Source organism: Thioclava sp. (assembly GCF_048263065.1).
Lineage (GTDB): Bacteria > Pseudomonadota > Alphaproteobacteria > Rhodobacterales > Rhodobacteraceae > Thioclava.
On the sequence record NZ_JBLXEM010000006.1, the window covers coordinates 118,240 to 135,497 of the forward strand.

Genomic DNA, 17,258 nt, shown 5'->3' on the forward strand with positions numbered 1-17,258 from the left:
GCGACAGGCGCACCCCGTCAAACGGGTGCGCCGCTTTCATCGCGCTTGATCGCGAACTGTTCTTCAAACTGGTGGCAAATCGCGGTGATGATCTGCTCGGGCGACTGCGCGATGTCGCAAACAAGCGCGTTCTCGCTTGGCGTCGGGGCCTCTAAATCCGCCAGTTGACTGTCAAGCAGGCCAATCGGCATAAAATGGTTTGGTCGCTGCGCCAGACGTTGCGCAATCAGCGGTCGTGCCCCAGTCAGATGCACGATGCGCATTGCGCCAAGATTGCTGCGCAACCGGTCGCGATAGGCCTCTTTCAATGCCGAGCATGCAAAGACAACAGGATGCCGGGTCAACATGCCGACCCGGAGCACCTCGTTAGACACCCGGTCAAGCCAGTCCCGTCGCATCGCGTCATCCAGAGGAAGCCCCGAGGCCATGTGCGCCAAATTTTCCGGCGAATGATAGTCGTCGGCATCCAGAAACTGCCCGCCCAATGCCTGTGCAACGCCCTCGGCAATCTTGGTTTTGCCCGTGCCGCAAACGCCCATCACGAGCATTGACGAAATTGAGCATCTTGAATTCGAAGCCATTTTCCACGTCCCAGATTTGCAATGCTGCCCATGCTGATTGAACTCGTGTAGCCACTTGCCTTGGTCAAACTCAAGGCATTGACCACATTTGCATATTAGATAAAAAAATAGATCAGCGAACGAAAAAGGCACGAAAAATTTCGAGGAAGCTCGGAAAACTTTGCCACTGGGCCCAGCGGGCAACGTCATCTCCGGTGCGAATTTCTACCATTGGCGCGCGGGGCAACTGTGCTATCTGACATGCGAAACGCCTAAATGACTGCACATACATGCCCGCCCCTTTGTTGCCCCATCCTGCGACATGGCCTGCGCCGCTGCGCTGGGTCGTGCTGATCCTCGGCTCCAGCGTGTTGGCGTTGGTTCTGGGGCGCGCGCATCTGTCGGCGGCGCTGCTTTTGGGGCCGATGATCGTGGCGATTGCGATGGCGGGGAGCGGCGCTGGCGTGGCAATCCCGCGCATTGTTTTCATCGTCGCGCAAAGCGTGGTGGGCATGATGATGGCCTCGAAATTGCCGCCCGAACTGTTTCCCGAGATCGCGCGCGACTGGCCGATTTTCGCGATGGGAATTCTGTCGACAGTGCTGGGGGCGAGCAGCCTTGGCTGGCTGCTCTCGCGCAGCGGTATGCTACCCGGCACCACGGCGATCTGGGGCTCGTCACCGGGGGCTGCGACGGTGATGACCCTGATGTCAGATAGCTATGGCGCCGATATGCGGTTGGTTGCGATGATGCAGTATTTGCGCGTGGCCTGCTGTGCGATTGCCGCGACGGCGGTGGTCAAGATTTTTGGCATCACGCCAAGTCAGACAGTGATCGCCGCGCCACCCGAGACCACGCTAAACACGCTTGATATCGCCAAAACACTAGCGCTGGCAATTGGCGCGGGGCTGCTGGGTTGGCGGCTGAAAGTGCCCGGAGGCGGCTTGCTGACGCCGCTGATCGCCGGGATGATCTACAATCTTAGCGGGCTGGGCGACATAGCCTTGCCGCAGCCTGTGCTGGCGCTCAGCTATGCGATTGTCGGCTGGGGCATTGGGATGCGCTTCTCGCGCGAGGTGCTGCGCCATGCCGCGCGGGTGTTGCCGCTGGTGCTGGGCATGATCGTGACGCTGATCGCGCTATGTGCGGGATTTGCGGCGCTCTTGGTGCGATTTGCGGGGATTGAGCCGGTAACGGCCTATCTGGCCACCAGCCCGGGCGGTGCGGATTCAGTGGCGATCATCGCGGCTGGCACGCAAGTGGATATTCCGTTTGTGATGGCGATGCAGATCGGGCGGTTCCTGCTAGTGCTGATCGCGGGTCCTGCACTGGCGCGCTACCTTTCGCGCAAATAGCAAAAGGCCGCGCTGAAAAGCACGGCCCTGCGATAGTCCATGAAAGGCGATCTTACTTGATCTTGCCTTCTTTGTATTCAACATGCTTGCGCACGACCGGATCGTATTTGTTCACGGCCATTTTTTCCGTCATGGTGCGGGCATTCTTCTTGGTCACATAGAAGTGCCCGGTGCCCGCCGTCGAGTTCAGACGGATCTTGATCGTCGTCGGCTTCGCCATTTTAATTCTCCTAGCTCCGGGCACATCGGCGCGCCCGCGGAATCCTTGAAGCCCGCCTTTTAGCTATACGGACTGCGGAGTCAACACCAAAACCCGGTGCGCGCCCAAGATTTCCCGCGCTGCTTGATGCAGAAAATGAAATAGACGCCCGTTTTCCGACAGCCGCGCGCGCAAGCAAGTGCTAGGCATATGTCATGCTATTTGATTTGCCAGATCACGCCACGCTCTATCGCGCCCTGCTACAGCGCGACGCGCGCTACGACGGGCAGGCGTTTGTCTGCGTTGCGACCACTGGAATTTTTTGCCGTCTGACCTGTCCTGCGCGCAAACCGCTGTCTGAAAACTGCACCTTTCACGACAGCATCGGGGCCTGTCTTGAGGCCGGGTTTCGCGCCTGCAAACGCTGTCATCCGATGCAAGCCGCCGCCCGCGCCGAGCCGGTAATCGCCGCGCTTCTTGCAGCCCTCGACGCCGATCCCGCGCGGCGCTGGCGTGAGGGTGATCTCGCGCAGATGGGCTATGATCTGTCGACCGTGCGGCGCGCTTTTAAGCGTCATTTTGGGATGACATTTCTGGACATGGCCCGCCAGCGCCGCCTGCGTGACGGGTTCGAAACGCTTGGACAGGGCGGCAAGGTCATCAGCGCCCAGCATCAGGCCAGCTTTGAGTCGCCCAGCGCCTTTCGCGCGGCCTTTGCGCGGCTGCTGGGATCTGCCCCGAGCGCCCTGACCAAAGATGCCGTTTTGCGCGTCAGTTGGATCGAAACGCCGCTGGGAGACATGATCGCCGTGAGCAGCGCGACTCATCTGCATCTGCTGGAATTTCTCGACCGCAAGGCGCTGCCTGCGGAGCTGAAAAATCTGAACGCAGCAGCGCCGGGCGGGATTGGGATCGGGCGGTTTGCCCCGACCGATCAGGCCGAGACAGAACTGGCGGACTATTTCGCTGGCCGCAGCGCGCGTTTCACGACGCCGCTGGCACAGCATGGCTCGGCTTTTGCGCGCGATGTCTGGGACGCGTTGCGCACCATTCCCGCAGGTCAGACCCGCAGCTATGCCCAAATTGCCCAAGCCATCGCCCGCCCCAGTGCCACCCGTGCCGTGGCGCGCGCCAACGGGGCCAATCAGATCGCGCTGATGGTGCCCTGCCATCGAGTGATCGGCGCGGATGGGTCGCTGACAGGCTATGGCGGTGGGTTGTGGCGCAAGCAGCGCCTGATCGAGATCGAGCGCAGCTTCAAAACCGCCATCCCCTAAAACGCAAGATGCGGGCCAAGGCGTTTTGCCCCGACCCGCGTCCCAATGCCATCGCGCCGTTCAGGCCAGCGGCTTGCCCATCGACTGATGGATCAGCGCCACTTTCTCAGTTTCCAGCCCAAGCGCCGCCGCCAAGTTGGCGAGGTATTGCTTTTCGGCCTCGGTATCGACGGTGATCGCCATCAGCGCGGCGGAATAGACCTGCGCTTTCATATTTTCAGCTGTGTCACGGGCCAGCCCCGAAACGTCGATCTCGGCGTCGAGCTCGGATTTCACGAAGGCGATTTCATCATCGGAGGCATCCGACAGGTGATCAAGAATCGTCGTGCGTTCCTGATCGTCGATCGAACCATCGGCCTTGGCCGCCTGAATCATCGCGCGGATCATCAGCTTGGCCTGATCCTCCATCGCGGGCCCTGCCGCAGTGCCGCCCGTGATGGCACTCAGCATGTCACCCAGACCGCCTGCGCCCGTCTTGGCTGCACCCGTCAGCGCGCCCATCAACGAACCAAGGCCCGCCTCTGCCGCGCCTGTCGCCGAAGCCGCTTGCGTGCCGAATTTGGAAAACATATCGCGCACGCCCTCTTTGCCGCCGGGCACGCCCATCTTTTCGGCCATATCGCCGATCTGATCGGCCACGCCGCCGGGTTGTCCGGCGCTGCCAAGGGCGTCTTTCATGCCCTGCATGCCGCCCATCTGGGTGAATTTCTGCGCGCCTTTTGCAGCGGCAAAGCCCACCGCCAACGTTGCCAATGTCTTGACGAAGCTCATGTCAGCCTCCCGAGTTAAGTTACCTTCGCGCCAGTCTTGCGTGTGATCCCCCGAAAGGCCAGCAAAAACGCTATATCGGGTCAAAGTGCAGCGATGACGTCCTTGAGCATTGCGCGAACCTTGGTTGCGACGTCGGCAAGCCCGTCACTTTCGACCGCCTGCATCGACGCCACCGGATCTACGGCCGACACCTCGACCCCGCCGTCGACCTCGCGCAGGATCACGTTGCAGGGCAGCATCGCGCCAATTTTCGGCTCGTGCTGGATCGCGGTAAAGGCCAGTTTCGGATTGCATGCGCCAAGGATTTTGTAGCGCGCCATGTCTTCGTTCAGCTTGGCCTTCATCGTGGCCGCGATGTTGATGTCCGTCAGTACACCAAAGCCTGCATCGGCTAAAGCTGCGCGCACCTGCGCCTCGACTGCATCGAAATCTCCGTCCAGCGTCTTGTCGATCGTATAAGTCATGTTCGCTCCTCCTGAAGGTTTTATAACTCTACTCTTGCAGCTTGGGTTCCGGGGCAAAAAGGAAAGGTCCGCTCGCGCAGAGGTGCGATTACATTCGCGCACAGAACAAGGCGCGCAGGCAGGCGAACGCCCTAAGTCTCAAAGCCATGAAAATACGCGCGGATGGCCTGTAAGCCGGATTCTGTCCAAGGGTTGCCCCTCTGGATGACCATTCCTCTCGCCCTACGATTGCTCGCAGGGTCCAGCCGCCAACCCGGACCGCTCGGGGCGAAGTTCCCCTGCCGTCACCCATTGCTGGGGCGGCGCACGATCCCTATTCGGCGTTGCTCCCGGTGGGGCTTGCCATGCCAGGTCTGTTACCAGCCCCGCGGTGGGCTCTTACCCCACCGTTTCACCCTTACCCACAAGATCCGCCGAAGCGAACCGATTGGGCGGTTTGTTTTCTGTGGCGCTTTCCGTCGGGTTGCCCCGCCCGGGCGTTACCCGGCACCGTCACTTCATGGAGTCCGGACTTTCCTCGGGCACCCAGCTGTCCGCAGAAACGGAGCTATGGGCACTCGCGGTCATCCGGCCATCCGCGCATGGCTGCAGATAGGCAATCGCACGCAGCGGGTCAATCGCCTAAGCGCGTGCCGTCCGTGTCTCGCGTGCCAGCAAGACCAGCGTGATCAGGCACAGCAGCGCGACGACCCCCGCAAAGCCGATCGCGCTGGCGTAAAGCCCGAAGACCGCGCTGGCCACGCCAACCCCGACCACTGGCAGCGACAACGCAACGTAGGACACCGTGAAGAAAGTCGAGGTGACGGCGGCGCGTTCGTCAACGGGTGCAGCCTGCGCGACCCGGCCCAGCCCGGCACGCAGCACCAACCCGTTCCCCACGCCAGCAATCATCGCCCCAACGATAATTACCGATAACAGCGCCCCTCCAAGCCCGACGCCCAAGACCAACACCCCCGCCAAAAGCAGACCAACCCCGATGGGCAGGCGGCGGTGGGGCGGAAAGATCGGCAACAACACCTGCCCCAACACCGCCATAAGCAGGAAAGAGGCCACATCCAGCCCGACCAGAATCGCGCTGTGACGCCCCAGAACCTCGCCCAGAAACGCGGGGGAAACGGCCGTGAAGAACCCCGCGACCATAAATCCCGCAAAGGCCGCCGTGGCGGCGGGCACAAAGACCGGGCGAACCTCGGGCGGCACTTCTAGGCGCTGCATGCGCAACTGCGGGTGGGTCGGTTTGCGCACTGTTTCGGGCGCGATCACGATGAAAACTGCGCCGATCACCGCGAGCACCAGATGGCTAAGGTAGGGCGCAATCAGAGGGTCAGGCACGTCTTGCAAGATCAGCGCGGCAAATAGCGGCCCCAACCCCAGCCCGCCCAGATTGGCGGCAACCGCTACAAGCGGGCCATGGGCGCGCCAGCGCTCTGGCATCAGTTCGATCACCGAAACGGTCGCAGCACCGGTGTAGATCCCCGCCGACATCCCCGAGATCAACCGCCCCAACAACAGCCAGCTTAGCCCGTCCGCCTGCGCCAAGATCACATCGCTCAGCGCCGCACAGCCAAGCCCAGCAAGCAACATCGGTCGCCGCCCGATCTGATCCGACCAACGCCCCATGCCCAACAGCGCGCCAATCACACCCACCGCATAGACCGCGAAAATCACCGTGATGATCGGCTCGGAAAACCCGAATTCTTTTTGATACAGCGGATAAAGCGGAGTTGGCACAGTAGTGCCCAGCATCACGGTAAAAAAAGCGAAAACCGTGCCGGGGAACCCAAATAGCTGGCGCAATCTGGAGGCGGCATAAAAGGACTTCATACGAAAAACTCTCCGGAAATTTGGGCGATCGGTTGAGCGCGGGGCGCGCGCGCACGCCCAAGCGTTCAACTTGGCGCGGCGGGGCAGCAGGGCCATTCACGAATGGGTGATCGAAATTCATTGGTTTTTGTTGCAATTCGCAAACGCTCAGACAAGGCTGAAGATCCAGAATGTGAAAGGGAGAGTCACATGATTATGGGAGGAACCCGCCTCGGGCTTGCGCTCGCGGCGATGATTTGGGCGTTGCCGGCCTTTGCCGAGCAGAAAGTTGCTATTCAGGTCGATGAGGCAGATCCGAAAACGATGAACATCGCTTTGAACAATGCGCAAAATATCATCAAATACTATGAGGAGAAGGGCGAAAAGGTGAGTGTGGAGATCGTCACCTATGGCCCCGGTTTGCACATGCTGCGTTCTGACACCTCGCCAGTGAGGGCGCGGATCGAAGAAATGGCGATGATGGAACAGCCGATCCACTTTCGCGCCTGCGCCAACACGATTGCCGGAATGACACGCCATCAGGGCAAAGCCCCGCCGATGATGGAAGAGGCCGAGGTTGTGCCCTCGGGCGCGGTATATCTGATGGAGTTGCAAGGTCAGGGCTACGCCTATTTGCGCCCGTAAGTGCCTGGGCAAGAGAACACGAATGGGTCGAGTTCAGTCCCGAACCCGACCCACAGCGCGCGATCCTCGACCGTGTTGAGGGCCTTCTTGGGCTGATACGTTACAAGGCGGGAAAGACTGGAGGCAGTGCTGACACAACCAGAAATCTGCGAGAGCGCAATGCGACCAGCGTGCCTGCTGTGCGGACCTTTCAGACCTTCGCTGCAAGTGCCCCAAAGTCCGGTTCCGCGAACAGTTCAACAAACGGTGGTTTTTGGAACATCGTGCAGGGGGTGGTGCAGTCGAACCCTTTCTGTCAGGCAAAATTATAAGTACGCGTTGGATCAGGAGGTAGTGGCAGTGTGCAAAATTATCGACGGGCTACCCCTAAGTCTCAATCTGGACGATCTCAGGCCAAAAAAACAACTTTCTCCGTGGACCCGTGACCAGACAGTAATTAGTCCTGATGGCCAATTCTTCGCAGTGGCTTTCAACATTGAGGAAGTCACAATGATGAATGAGATGGGCGGCGTAGCGTGGGGTGGCTTCTATAATGGTACACCCAAGATTGCAGGCCATTTGGCTGCATGGAGCATTCACTGTTGGTCGCGGCCGTTTTGTGAATGGGTTACGCCCAACATCTTCGTTGTAAAACTCGCTGAACAAAAGCGGCACTGGCCGCTCTTGGCGATCGACATGGAACGGGGCTTTCAGATCGTTGGCAAAGGCGGACTTGAAACGCGGCCATCAGACATTTTGTCTCAGGACATTCCGCAAAATGGCTGGTCTAGTATCGCGCCTATTGAAAGAAACTGAACTTCAAATCTACCCGGCACACAGGACCTTCCAAAAACGCTCGTTTTTGGCACAGGCAAAAACCACGCCGATCTACGCTGCCAAAAACCCCGTTCAAAACCCATGTAGTTGTTGAAGGTTTTGGGCAACTTTCATGATAACGGTCATTCGTGCAATGCGCGGCATCGGACACGATGGGGCTCAAACCTGCCATTCGTTGCAATGCGCGCGATCATAGATCTCGAACAAGGCGCCCCGACGAAAAAATCTCTGGCACTTTCTCGTGTCCAAAGTCCCGGAATGCGGCAAGGCAATGTCCCCCGGCCTTTCTTAATAGGCAACGATCTGGGGCTATTGCACAGGCGTTAACTTGACCGCCAAGCGCCCCCGTCATCACCAAAGCGCATCGCGAGATCGGCCATCAGGGCCATATCCGTGCGATCCAGCGGCCCATCATGGCGTGGGCGGAACCGCAAACGGAACGTCGCGAGCAACAGATCCAGTCCCATATCTGCGTAGCCAAAGCTTTGCGCCAGCGCGCAGAACGTGTCGCCATCAGGCGCAGGCGCGCCGCGCGACTCGGGCCAGATCGACAGGCCCTGACGCGCCAGACGTTGCCAATCAAACCGCGAACCGGGATCGATCTTGCGCCCCGGTGACATGTCGGAATGGCCGATGATATTTTCAGGCGGGATCGCCCAGCGCGTCATGATGCCGCCCAGCAGGTCTTCTAGCGCAGCCATCTGCGGCTCGGGGAACGGGCGCTCGCCCAGATTGTCCAACTCGATCCCGATAGAGCGGGAATTTACATCGTCACAGCCCCGCCATTGACCCGCTCCGGCATGCCAGGCGCGCATTTCCTCGGCCACCAGTTGCTCGGCCAAACCATTGCTGCCGATCAGCCAATGCGCCGAGACCTCGGCCTCGGGCAGACACAGTCGCGTGCGCGCCGAGCCAAATCCCGGCATCGCGGTGTAGTGGATTACGACCAATTCGGGGCGCGCACCGCCCCGCCGCTCACCGAAATTGGGCGAAGGCAGCGCAAGGCTCACTGGCGCGCTGTCTGAAACGGCGTCGGATCCCAGCTACAGGCAAAGCCATCACCATCGGGATCAAGATTCAGCTTGTCGCGCTGCGGCCCGCCCGAGGCTAGAAACGCAATCTGCGCCTGATCGGCCGAGATATATTTCGCGCAAGCCTTGCCGGTCGAGGTAAGGTGAATTCCGCCGCGCTTATACACGGACTCGCCCGGACGGTTGGACACCGATAACGCATAAGCCGCAAGGTTTGGCCCTGATGCGTCATTGTTCATGATCGGCTGCGCCGCAATGGGCGCGGCGGGCAAGCTTGACGCCATCGAGGTCGACCCGCTCGTGGCGTTCATCGTATCGCCTGCGGGCGCCGTCTGTTGCAGTGCCGCCATCGCATCCGCACCAATCGAAGTCCCTGCGCTTCCCGACATTGCGGGGGCGGACACGCTTGGATCAGATCCAATCGTGCCCGTGGCATCGATTGAAGGGGCCGAAAGCGCATCGGTCGAGCCCGGCATCGCCGTACCCGTCGCATTGAGCGGCGCGCCATAGGGCGAAGGGTTAGTGCCCGGCGCAGTTGGCAGAACGCCTTGCGCTGAGGGCGGCACGATGGCCTGACCGCGCAGCTGCGCTTCGCGCTGCGCCTCGGGGCCGGAATCGGGCATCGACGTCACACAGCCCGCAAGGGCCAAAACGCCGCCAAGAACTGCAAATGCGCGCATCATATCACCACCATTTATTCGGTTTCGCGGCAAAGCCTGCCGCCTGCTCCAAAACGTGTGCGTGGTTCAAAAGTTCCCCTTCTTCCCACGGACGCCCGATCAGTTGCAGACCCAGCGGCAAGCCCTTGGCATCCAGACCGCAGGGCACCGAAATGCCCGGCAGACCCGCAAGGTTCACCGTTACGGTAAACACATCATTGAGATACATCGCGACCGGATCGGCATTTGCCATCTCGCCCAGACCGAAGGCCGAAGACGGCGTGGCGGGCGTCAGGATCGCGTCAATCCCTTGGGCAAAGACCTGCTCAAAATCGCGTTTGATCAGGGCACGCACCTTGCGGGCGCGGTTGTAATAGGCGTCGTAAAAGCCCGCGCTCAGCACATAGGTGCCGATCATCACGCGGCGCTGAACCTCGGCGCCAAAGCCCTCGGCGCGGGTTTTTTCATACATGTCGGTGATGCCCTCACCCGCGGCCAGCTTGGCGCGGTGGCCATAGCGCACGCCGTCATAGCGTGCGAGGTTCGAGGACGCCTCGGCAGGAGCCACCACGTAATAGGCGGGCAGCGCGTATTTCGTATGCGGCAGCGAGATATCGACAATCTCGGCGCCTGCATCTTTCAGCATCGCGATGCCGTTTTCCCAGAGGGTTTCGATCTCGGCGGGCATGCCATCCAGACGATATTCCTTGGGGATACCGATCTTCTTGCCGCGAATATCGCCCGTCAGCGCCGCTTCGAAATCGGGCACAAGGATATCGGCAGAGGTCGAATCCTTGGGATCATGGCTGCACATCGTGCCCAACATGATCGCCGCATCGCGCACCGATTTCGTCATCGGCCCGGCCTGATCGAGGCTGGAGGCAAAGGCCACCACACCCCAGCGCGACACACGCCCGTAAGTCGGCTTGATACCCACGATGCCGGTGAACGCGGCAGGCTGGCGGATCGAGCCGCCGGTATCGGTGCCCGTCGCGGCCAGGCACAAATCTGCTGCCACAGCCGCTGCCGAGCCACCCGAAGAGCCGCCCGGCGTCAACTGCCGATCATCGACCTTCCACGGGTTCACGACATTGCCATAGCAAGCGGTTTCGTTGCTCGAGCCCATCGCGAATTCGTCCATGTTGAGCTTGCCCAACATCACCGCGCCCGCATTCCACAGGTTCTGCGTCACGGTCGATTCGTATTCCGGCTCGAACCCTTCGAGGATGTTCGAGGCAGCCTGAGTCGCCACACCCTTGGTTGCGAACAGGTCCTTGATGCCCAACGGGATGCCGCACATCGCAGGCGCATCGCCAGATTTGATCCGCGCATCGGCAGCCTTGGCCTGATCCAGCGCGATCTCGGGAGTTTTGTGCACAAACGCATTCAGCGCCCCTGCCCCTTCGATTTCGCCCAAACACGCCTCAGTCAGTTCCACCGAGGTCAGATCGCCCTTGGCCAATGCATCGCGCGCATCGGCAATCGTCAGTTTATTCAGGCTCATTCGACCACCTTCGGCACAGCAAAGAAGCCCTCGCGGGCATCGGGGGCGTTTTTCAGAATTTTCTCAGGATAACCGCCATCGGTGACCACATCTTCGCGCCGTTTCAGGCGCATCGGCGTCACCGAGGTCATCGGCTCGACACCCTCGACGTCAACCTCGTTGAGCTGCTCCATGAAGGTCAGGATGTTGGACAACTCGGATGCAAGCGCGGGCAGGTGATCTTCGGGCACCCGGATCCGGGCCAGATGCGCCACCTTGCGCGCGGTGTCGATATCAATGGACATTGGGTTTCTCCGCTATTCTTGGATCGCGGTTTAGCCCGTGCATCAACCGCTTTCAAGCGCCCCGCCAGATTGTGAGCGGCTACCCCCCTGTCACGCGCGAATTTACGCCCTAAACTTAGGACAAACCCAAAAGGAGGACCAAAGATGAAACTGACTTGGCTCGGCCATTCCGGCTTTCGCATTGAGACGGGCGACACAGTGATTTTGCTCGACCCGTTTCTGACTGGCTCACCCGTATTTCCCGCAGACAAGCGCGGCGAGGCAATCAAGGGAGCAACCCATATTCTGCTGACGCACGGCCATGGCGATCACGCTGGCGACGCAGCGCCAATTTCCAAGGAATTGGGCATTCCGGTCTATTGCATCCATGAACTGTCGATAATTCTGGGCGCGGATGGCGCACAAACGGTGGGTTTCGGCAAAGGCGGCACGGTCGATATCGGCGATGCAAAGGTGACGATGGTGAACGCCACGCATTCGGCCTCGATTGATTATAAAGAGAGTGGCTTGGTGTATGCCGGGCAGCCTGCAGGATTTATGATCGCGGCAGAAGGGCACACGATTTATATTACCGGCGACACCGACATTATGGCGGATATGGCGTGGATGGGTGAGTTGCACACACCCGATATCGGAATTCTCTCGGCGGGCGGCCACTATACGATGGACATGGCGCGCGCGGGCTGGGCGGCGAAGAAATACTTTGATTTCAAGGCCGTAATCCCGTGTCATTACAAAACCTTCGACCTGCTTGAACAATCGGCGCAACCGCTGATTGACGCCTTGCCGGACGTTGATGTGATTGAACCTGAAATCCTCAAACCCATCAAGATTTAACAAATCGCGTTTCCGGGCAGCGCAGGATCGCTTGAAGAGCGCCGCCCGGCGCGCTAGATTTCGGCCTCAAGAGGAGAGGCAGTATGTCCGATTTGCTGACATTCAAGGAAATGTGCGAGCGCTTTGACGTGACGCCACGCACCTTGCGCTATTACGAGTATATCGAACTGCTAAGCCCGCAAAAGGAGGGGCGCTCGCGGTTCTACGGCCCCCGTGAGATCGCCCGCATGACCCTGATCCTACGCGGTCGTCGCTTTGGATTTTCCCTCGAAGAGTTGCGGCAATGGCTGCAAATCTACGACCAGAAGGGCACGGACGAGCAAAACCGCGTCTGGATCGAACTGGCCGACCGCCAATTGGATGTGCTCAAAGCGCAACGAGACGAACTCGACAGCGCAATTGAAGACCTGCGACAATTGCGTGATCAAGTCGCACATCCTCTTGATTCCTGATCGCAAAATGCATTCCTTAACATCATCCTGCTCGAAAACACTCAAGCGGGCTTGATAATTTGTGTTGCATTCGGCGAAAGAATATTTCCTAACCGAATGGTAAAAAGTTTCTGACATCACGTCACTGTATGAGTGACGCCACGTTACGGTGACGTGCGCGTCAAGAAGTCTTGTAATGTGGGGGCGGTCGTATGATTTGCCCCTTTGCATTACGCTAAGGAAGCACGGGGCTGTGAGCATGACCGAAGACGAAGTTTTGACGATCCGCGAGATGTGTGACGCGTTCAACGTGACGCCGCGCACCTTACGGTTCTACGAAAGTAAGGAGTTGCTGTTTCCCATTCGCGAGGGACAGAAACGGCTATTTACGCGACGTGATCGCGCAAGGCTGAAACTGATCCTGCGCGGCAAGCGTTTCGGGTTTAGTCTGGAGGATATCCGCCAGCTGCTGGATCTGTACGAAATGGGCGATCAGCAAAAGACGCAGCTGAACGAGACGATCAAGATCGCTCAGCAACGTATGTCGGAGATGTCCCGCCAGCGCGATGAGCTGGGGCAAGCCATTTCCGAACTGGCCGAGCAAATCGGCTGGGCCGAGAAACAACTGGATAAGGCGCGCCAAACCGACGCGGCCTAATCCGCGATTGACGAAAACCGGGAGGACGCCATGCCGAATTTCACCGCCAACACCAAGGATATGCAATTCGTTCTGCAAGAGGTTCTGAAAATCTCGCAGACCGATATTCCGGGCTACGAAGAGATGGAGCCCGATTTCACCGAGGCCGTTCTCGAAGCCGCTGGCAAGGTCAGCGCCGAGGTGCTCGCACCGCTCAACGAAGTGGGCGACAAAGAAGGCTGCGTGTTGGAAAACGGCGTGGTGCGCACCCCCAAAGGATTCGACAAGGCGTTCGCCGCGATGAAAGAGGGTGGCTGGACCGCGCTTGATTGCGACCCCGAATATGGCGGTCAGGGCATGCCTTATGTGCTCAACTGCGCAGTCGGTGAGATGTTCGTCTCGGCCAATATGGCGTTCAACATGTATCAAGGCCTGACGCACGGTGCCTATTCCGCGATCCATACGCATGGAACGGGCGAGCAGAAATCGACTTACCTGCCCAAAATGGTCACCTGCGACTGGACCGGCACGATGAACCTGACCGAGCCCCATTGCGGCACCGATCTGGGCCTCATGCGCACCAAGGCCGAGCCGCAGGATGATGGCTCGTATCTGATCACTGGCACCAAAATTTTCATCTCGGCGGGCGATCATGATCTGTCCGAGAACGTCATCCATCTGGTGCTGGCAAAAACGCCGGGCGGCGGTGAAGGTCTCAAAAGTGTGTCGCTGTTCATCGTGCCGAAAATCTTGGTGAACGACGATGGCTCCTTGGGCGAGCGCAACGGCGTCTCGGTTGGCAAGCTTGAAGAAAAGATGGGCATCCACGGCAACGCAACCTGCGTGATGAACTATGACAGCGCCAAAGGCTGGCTGCTGGGCGATCTGCACAAAGGCATGCGCGCGATGTTCACGATGATGAACGAGGCGCGTCTAGGCGTGGGCCTGCAAGGCTACGCCGTGGGCGAGGCCGCCTATCAAGAGGCCGTGGCCTATGCCAAAGACCGTCTACAAGGCCGCGCCGTGACCGGTGCCGTTGCCCCGGACAAGGCCGCAGATCCGATCATCGTGCACCCCGATGTGCGCCGTAGTCTGATGGATCAGAAAAGCTTTGTCGAAGGCGCGCGCGCGTTTACTTTCTGGGGCGCACATCTGATCGACCGCGTTCATAAGGCTAATGATAAAGAGGCCGACGGCCTGATCTCGCTGATGACTCCGGTGATCAAAGGGTTTCTGACCGACAAGGGCTTTGAGACTGCGGTGCAGGCCCAGCAAGTGTTTGGCGGGCATGGCTACACCGAAGATTGGCCGATGTCGCAGCATGTGCGCGACGCCCGCATCGCAATGATTTATGAGGGCGCGAACGGCATTCAGGCGCTTGATCTGGTCGGACGCAAGCTGGCGCAAGACGGCGGCAAGCACGTCATGGCCTTCTTTGAGATGGTCAAGACCGAGTGCAAGGCGCATGACGATGACGAACGCATGAAACCGTTCACCGATGCGCTAAAAGCGGCCAGCAAACAGCTTCAGACAGCGGGCATGTTCTTTATGCAAAACGGCATGAAAAACCCCAACGCCGCGCTGTCGGGTAGCTATGATTTCATGCATCTGATGGGCCATGTCTGCCTTGGCCTGATGTGGACGCGGATGGCAAAAGCAGCCTATACCGCGCTGGATAATGGCGCGAGCGACACTGCGTTCTACGAGGGCAAGATCGCCACGGGGCGCTACTATATGGCGCGCCAACTGCCTGCCTGCGCGACCCATCTGGCCCGCATTGAAAGCGGTGCCGATCCGGTTATGGCGCTGGCTGACGATCAGTTCTGATCACGCCAAGCGTCTCACAATTGCAACAAATCGCGGCGGGCTTAGGCTCGCCGCTTCAATTTTATCTCACTGTCATGTGCGGGCGCGTGTGCGCTCTGTTCATTGCGCGCGCCGCCCTGCGCGCTACCCTTGGACGCGTCAGGGGAATGATATCGCCATGCAGATGGGAATCGCTGAAACCAATCGCCGCTATGCGGCCGCGCGTGCCGAGTTGAGGGCGCGCGGAGTGCTTCGTGCTTCAGGCCCGGATATATGGACGCATCTATTACATTGGACGGGGCTAGAGCCGCGCCCGGTCCTGTATCTGTCTTGGCAGCAAAGTCTGCTGCTGTATGCGATGGGCTTTGCTATTACGCAGATCCTCGTGGATCACTTGCTTAGCTGGACGACCGGCCTGACCTTCGGGGCGCATACGGTGGCGCTTGTGATGGGCGCGCTGCTTTTGGGCAGCCTCAGCACGATCATGCAACTCTGGCGCAAACGCAAGCTGGGGCTGAGCGACTGGGAACAGTTTTGATCCCGGCTATAGGAAACGGGCATGGTCAGGCCCTGCTATGTTCCTTAGATTGGCGCAAATCCTGATTGCCGGAGCCATCCATGCCCAAACGCCTGAAACTGACCCGTCGTTTTCCCGTGGCGATGACCAATGACGCCTATCGCCGCCTCAATCGGTTCGCTCAAGAAGCCGAGATCACCCCGGACGAGGCCTTGACCTTTATCTTCGAACATTTCAATTCCGTGACCGATCACGAGAACCTCAACCACAGGCTGCGGCTGTTCAAAGCGGAACTGCCCGAGCGCAAAGCCTAGGCGCGAAAGATTCGAAATGCCCCGTCTGATCCTTGCGAGTGTGCTATTTTTGGCAACCAATTTGCCCGCGTTTGCCTTTGATGCGACGGATCGCAACACGATCATCCAAGAGGCTGCGGGGTTCGTGCGCGCGGTGCAACACAAGAATTACGATGTGTTTTTCGACACCGTGCCGCCCAGGATGATGCGCGCCTTGGCTGCGCAATCTCACCTTGGCGTCGATGCGCTGGAAAGCCAGATGGAAACGCAGATCGACAAGGCGATGGCGCCGGTTGTGATTGATAGTTTCGACATGGATGTCTCGGCGATGCAAAGCGGGCACACCAAGGCGGGGCGCGCCTATGCCACGATCCCGACGACCTCGGTTATCGAAATTCCCGGTCGCGGCGCCTTGCGGCGCACCGACACCACCTTGGCGCTACAAGACAATGCCGAATGGTATCTGATCCGCCTAGATAGCCCCGCACAGCTGGCGCTGTTGCGCAAAACCTACCCCGATTTCCGCGCCATCACCTTCCCCAAAGACACTGAAGAAGCGCTGCAATAGCCGCCCGCACTTCACCTTAACTTCATCTTTCGCAACGGAACGTCACGCGCGCTCTCGCGTTGGACGCGACGTCGTGGTGGAATGACGTTGCGGCGAAATGCCTGCAAGGGGCTTACGTTTGCGTCACTTACGCGCCAGATTGATGGTAGACGAGGGGGAGGTCGCATGACCGCAAAACTGTACTGCTTTGGAGAATCGGGCAACGCCTATAAGGCGGCGCTGACGATGGAGATGGCGGGCTATGACTGGCAGCCGCACTATGTCGACTTCTTCAATGGCGAGGCGCGCAGCCCCGACTATCGCGCGCTCAACGAAATGGGCGAGGCCCCCGTTTTCGTTGAAGCCGATCTGACGTTGACCCAATCGAGCGTGATCCAGCTGCATATTGCGGAAAAGACCGGCAAATTTCTGGCCGATGACCGCAATGAGATGCTGCGCTGGATGTTCTGGGACGCACAGAAGGGCACGGGCCAACAAGGCGGCTTGCGATTCCTGATGAACTTCCTTCCTGAGGACAAGCGCCCTCAGGAGGCGATCAAATGGCTCAAGGGCCGCGTTTTGACCGCACTCGCCACGCTTGAAGCCCATCTGGCGGGTCGCGACTGGATCGTGGGCGATGCCCCGTCCATCGCGGATTTCGCCTGCTGCGGCTACCTGTATTACCCCGAGCCCTTCGGGTTCGCGCGTAAAGATTTCCCCAATATCAGCCATTGGCTGGACGGCATCGCCGCCCTGCCCGGCTGGAAACACCCCTATGATTTGATGCCCGGCAATCCTTCCGACCGGGCGTAAGGAGGAACC

Annotated in this window: 21 protein-coding genes and 1 other RNA gene; 12 read left to right on the forward strand and 10 right to left on the reverse strand. The window is 59.4% G+C overall.

The genetic code is table 11. The features are described from left to right. Positions 1-17 precede the first annotated feature (17 nt). Positions 18-581, reverse strand: a complete 564-nt coding sequence (locus tag ACN0SD_RS10555) for a gluconokinase (protein WP_417808207.1) — start codon at positions 579-581, stop codon at positions 18-20. 269 nt (positions 582-850) lie between these two features. On the opposite strand from ACN0SD_RS10555, the gene ACN0SD_RS10560 reads away from it, so the two are divergent. Further along, on the forward strand, positions 851-1,915 hold the full coding sequence (locus ACN0SD_RS10560) for an AbrB family transcriptional regulator (RefSeq protein ID WP_417808208.1): 1,065 nt from the start codon (positions 851-853) through the stop codon (positions 1,913-1,915). 52 nt (positions 1,916-1,967) lie between these two features. Here ACN0SD_RS10560 and rpmG read toward each other — a convergent pair whose 3' ends face one another. Then, positions 1,968-2,135 carry a 50S ribosomal protein L33 gene (rpmG, locus tag ACN0SD_RS10565; protein ID WP_028719409.1) on the reverse strand — a complete coding sequence of 56 codons (168 nt, stop codon included), beginning with the start codon at positions 2,133-2,135 and terminating at the stop codon, positions 1,968-1,970. 194 nt (positions 2,136-2,329) lie between these two features. Here rpmG and ACN0SD_RS10570 point away from each other — a divergent pair, with 194 nt between their 5' ends. Further along, positions 2,330-3,391 (forward strand): bifunctional transcriptional activator/DNA repair enzyme AdaA, encoded by a 1,062-nt coding sequence (locus tag ACN0SD_RS10570; protein WP_417808209.1) that lies wholly within the window; start codon positions 2,330-2,332, stop codon positions 3,389-3,391. Positions 3,392-3,451: 60 nt separating this feature from the next. Here ACN0SD_RS10570 and ACN0SD_RS10575 read toward each other — a convergent pair whose 3' ends face one another. From ACN0SD_RS10575 to ACN0SD_RS10590, 4 genes are all read right to left on the reverse strand, one after another. Continuing rightward, entirely contained in the window at positions 3,452-4,162 is a 711-nt protein-coding gene (locus ACN0SD_RS10575; RefSeq protein WP_417808210.1) for a DUF533 domain-containing protein, read from the reverse strand. A gap of 80 nt (positions 4,163-4,242) precedes the next feature. Then, positions 4,243-4,626, reverse strand: a complete 384-nt coding sequence (locus ACN0SD_RS10580) for a DUF302 domain-containing protein (protein ID WP_417808211.1) — start codon at positions 4,624-4,626, stop codon at positions 4,243-4,245. A 154-nt stretch (positions 4,627-4,780) separates the two neighbouring features. Further along, an RNA gene (rnpB, locus tag ACN0SD_RS10585) (RNase P RNA component class A) lies at positions 4,781-5,205 on the reverse strand. Between the two features lie 42 nt (positions 5,206-5,247). Beyond that, positions 5,248-6,450, reverse strand: a complete 1,203-nt coding sequence (locus ACN0SD_RS10590; protein ID WP_417808212.1) for an MFS transporter — start codon at positions 6,448-6,450, stop codon at positions 5,248-5,250. Between the two features lie 189 nt (positions 6,451-6,639). Here ACN0SD_RS10590 and ACN0SD_RS10595 point away from each other — a divergent pair, with 189 nt between their 5' ends. Next, the gene (locus tag ACN0SD_RS10595; RefSeq protein ID WP_417808213.1) at positions 6,640-7,074 is read left to right on the forward strand and encodes a hypothetical protein; all 435 of its coding nucleotides are present in this window, start codon (positions 6,640-6,642) and stop codon (positions 7,072-7,074) included. 339 nt (positions 7,075-7,413) lie between these two features. Further along, on the forward strand, positions 7,414-7,869 hold the full coding sequence (locus ACN0SD_RS10600; RefSeq protein ID WP_417808214.1) for a hypothetical protein: 456 nt from the start codon (positions 7,414-7,416) through the stop codon (positions 7,867-7,869). A 344-nt stretch (positions 7,870-8,213) separates the two neighbouring features. Here the strand turns inward: ACN0SD_RS10600 and ACN0SD_RS10605 are convergent, their stop codons facing one another. The 4 genes from ACN0SD_RS10605 to gatC are packed head-to-tail and all read right to left on the reverse strand — an operon-like array spanning position 8,214 to position 11,368. Further along, positions 8,214-8,900 (reverse strand): N-acetylmuramoyl-L-alanine amidase, encoded by a 687-nt coding sequence (locus ACN0SD_RS10605; protein WP_417808215.1) that lies wholly within the window; start codon positions 8,898-8,900, stop codon positions 8,214-8,216. Continuing rightward, positions 8,897-9,604 carry a hypothetical protein gene (locus ACN0SD_RS10610; RefSeq protein WP_417808216.1) on the reverse strand — a complete coding sequence of 236 codons (708 nt, stop codon included), beginning with the start codon at positions 9,602-9,604 and terminating at the stop codon, positions 8,897-8,899. The genes ACN0SD_RS10605 and ACN0SD_RS10610 overlap by 4 nt, the downstream gene beginning before the upstream one ends. A gap of 1 nt (position 9,605) precedes the next feature. Continuing rightward, positions 9,606-11,084 carry an Asp-tRNA(Asn)/Glu-tRNA(Gln) amidotransferase subunit GatA gene (gene gatA, locus ACN0SD_RS10615; protein ID WP_417808217.1) on the reverse strand — a complete coding sequence of 493 codons (1,479 nt, stop codon included), beginning with the start codon at positions 11,082-11,084 and terminating at the stop codon, positions 9,606-9,608. After that, positions 11,081-11,368 carry an Asp-tRNA(Asn)/Glu-tRNA(Gln) amidotransferase subunit GatC gene (gene gatC / locus ACN0SD_RS10620; protein WP_038131791.1) on the reverse strand — a complete coding sequence of 96 codons (288 nt, stop codon included), beginning with the start codon at positions 11,366-11,368 and terminating at the stop codon, positions 11,081-11,083. The genes gatA and gatC overlap by 4 nt, the downstream gene beginning before the upstream one ends. A 144-nt stretch (positions 11,369-11,512) precedes the next feature. On the opposite strand from gatC, the gene ACN0SD_RS10625 reads away from it, so the two are divergent. The 8 genes from ACN0SD_RS10625 to ACN0SD_RS10660 all read left to right on the forward strand — a co-directional run bounded on the left by ACN0SD_RS10625 (position 11,513) and on the right by ACN0SD_RS10660 (position 17,249). Then, positions 11,513-12,205: a metal-dependent hydrolase gene (locus ACN0SD_RS10625; protein WP_417808218.1), complete on the forward strand. Its 693-nt coding sequence runs from the start codon at positions 11,513-11,515 to the stop codon at positions 12,203-12,205. Between the two features lie 83 nt (positions 12,206-12,288). Continuing rightward, positions 12,289-12,657 (forward strand): MerR family transcriptional regulator, encoded by a 369-nt coding sequence (locus tag ACN0SD_RS10630; RefSeq protein WP_417808219.1) that lies wholly within the window; start codon positions 12,289-12,291, stop codon positions 12,655-12,657. Between the two features lie 238 nt (positions 12,658-12,895). Further along, on the forward strand, positions 12,896-13,294 hold the full coding sequence (locus tag ACN0SD_RS10635) for a MerR family transcriptional regulator (protein ID WP_417808220.1): 399 nt from the start codon (positions 12,896-12,898) through the stop codon (positions 13,292-13,294). 30 nt (positions 13,295-13,324) lie between these two features. Beyond that, a complete protein-coding gene (locus ACN0SD_RS10640) occupies positions 13,325-15,100 on the forward strand; it encodes an acyl-CoA dehydrogenase C-terminal domain-containing protein (RefSeq protein ID WP_417808221.1) in 1,776 nt (591 codons plus the stop codon). A gap of 157 nt (positions 15,101-15,257) precedes the next feature. Further along, positions 15,258-15,617, forward strand: coding sequence for a DUF6404 family protein (locus ACN0SD_RS10645; protein WP_417808222.1), 360 nt, complete (start codon positions 15,258-15,260; stop codon positions 15,615-15,617). Between the two features lie 80 nt (positions 15,618-15,697). Continuing rightward, a complete protein-coding gene (locus tag ACN0SD_RS10650) occupies positions 15,698-15,910 on the forward strand; it encodes a hypothetical protein (RefSeq protein WP_417808223.1) in 213 nt (70 codons plus the stop codon). Positions 15,911-15,926: 16 nt separating this feature from the next. Further along, positions 15,927-16,457, forward strand: coding sequence for a hypothetical protein (locus ACN0SD_RS10655; RefSeq protein WP_417808224.1), 531 nt, complete (start codon positions 15,927-15,929; stop codon positions 16,455-16,457). A gap of 165 nt (positions 16,458-16,622) precedes the next feature. Beyond that, positions 16,623-17,249, forward strand: a complete 627-nt coding sequence (locus tag ACN0SD_RS10660; protein ID WP_417808225.1) for a glutathione S-transferase family protein — start codon at positions 16,623-16,625, stop codon at positions 17,247-17,249. The last annotated feature ends 9 nt before the right edge of the window (positions 17,250-17,258 follow it).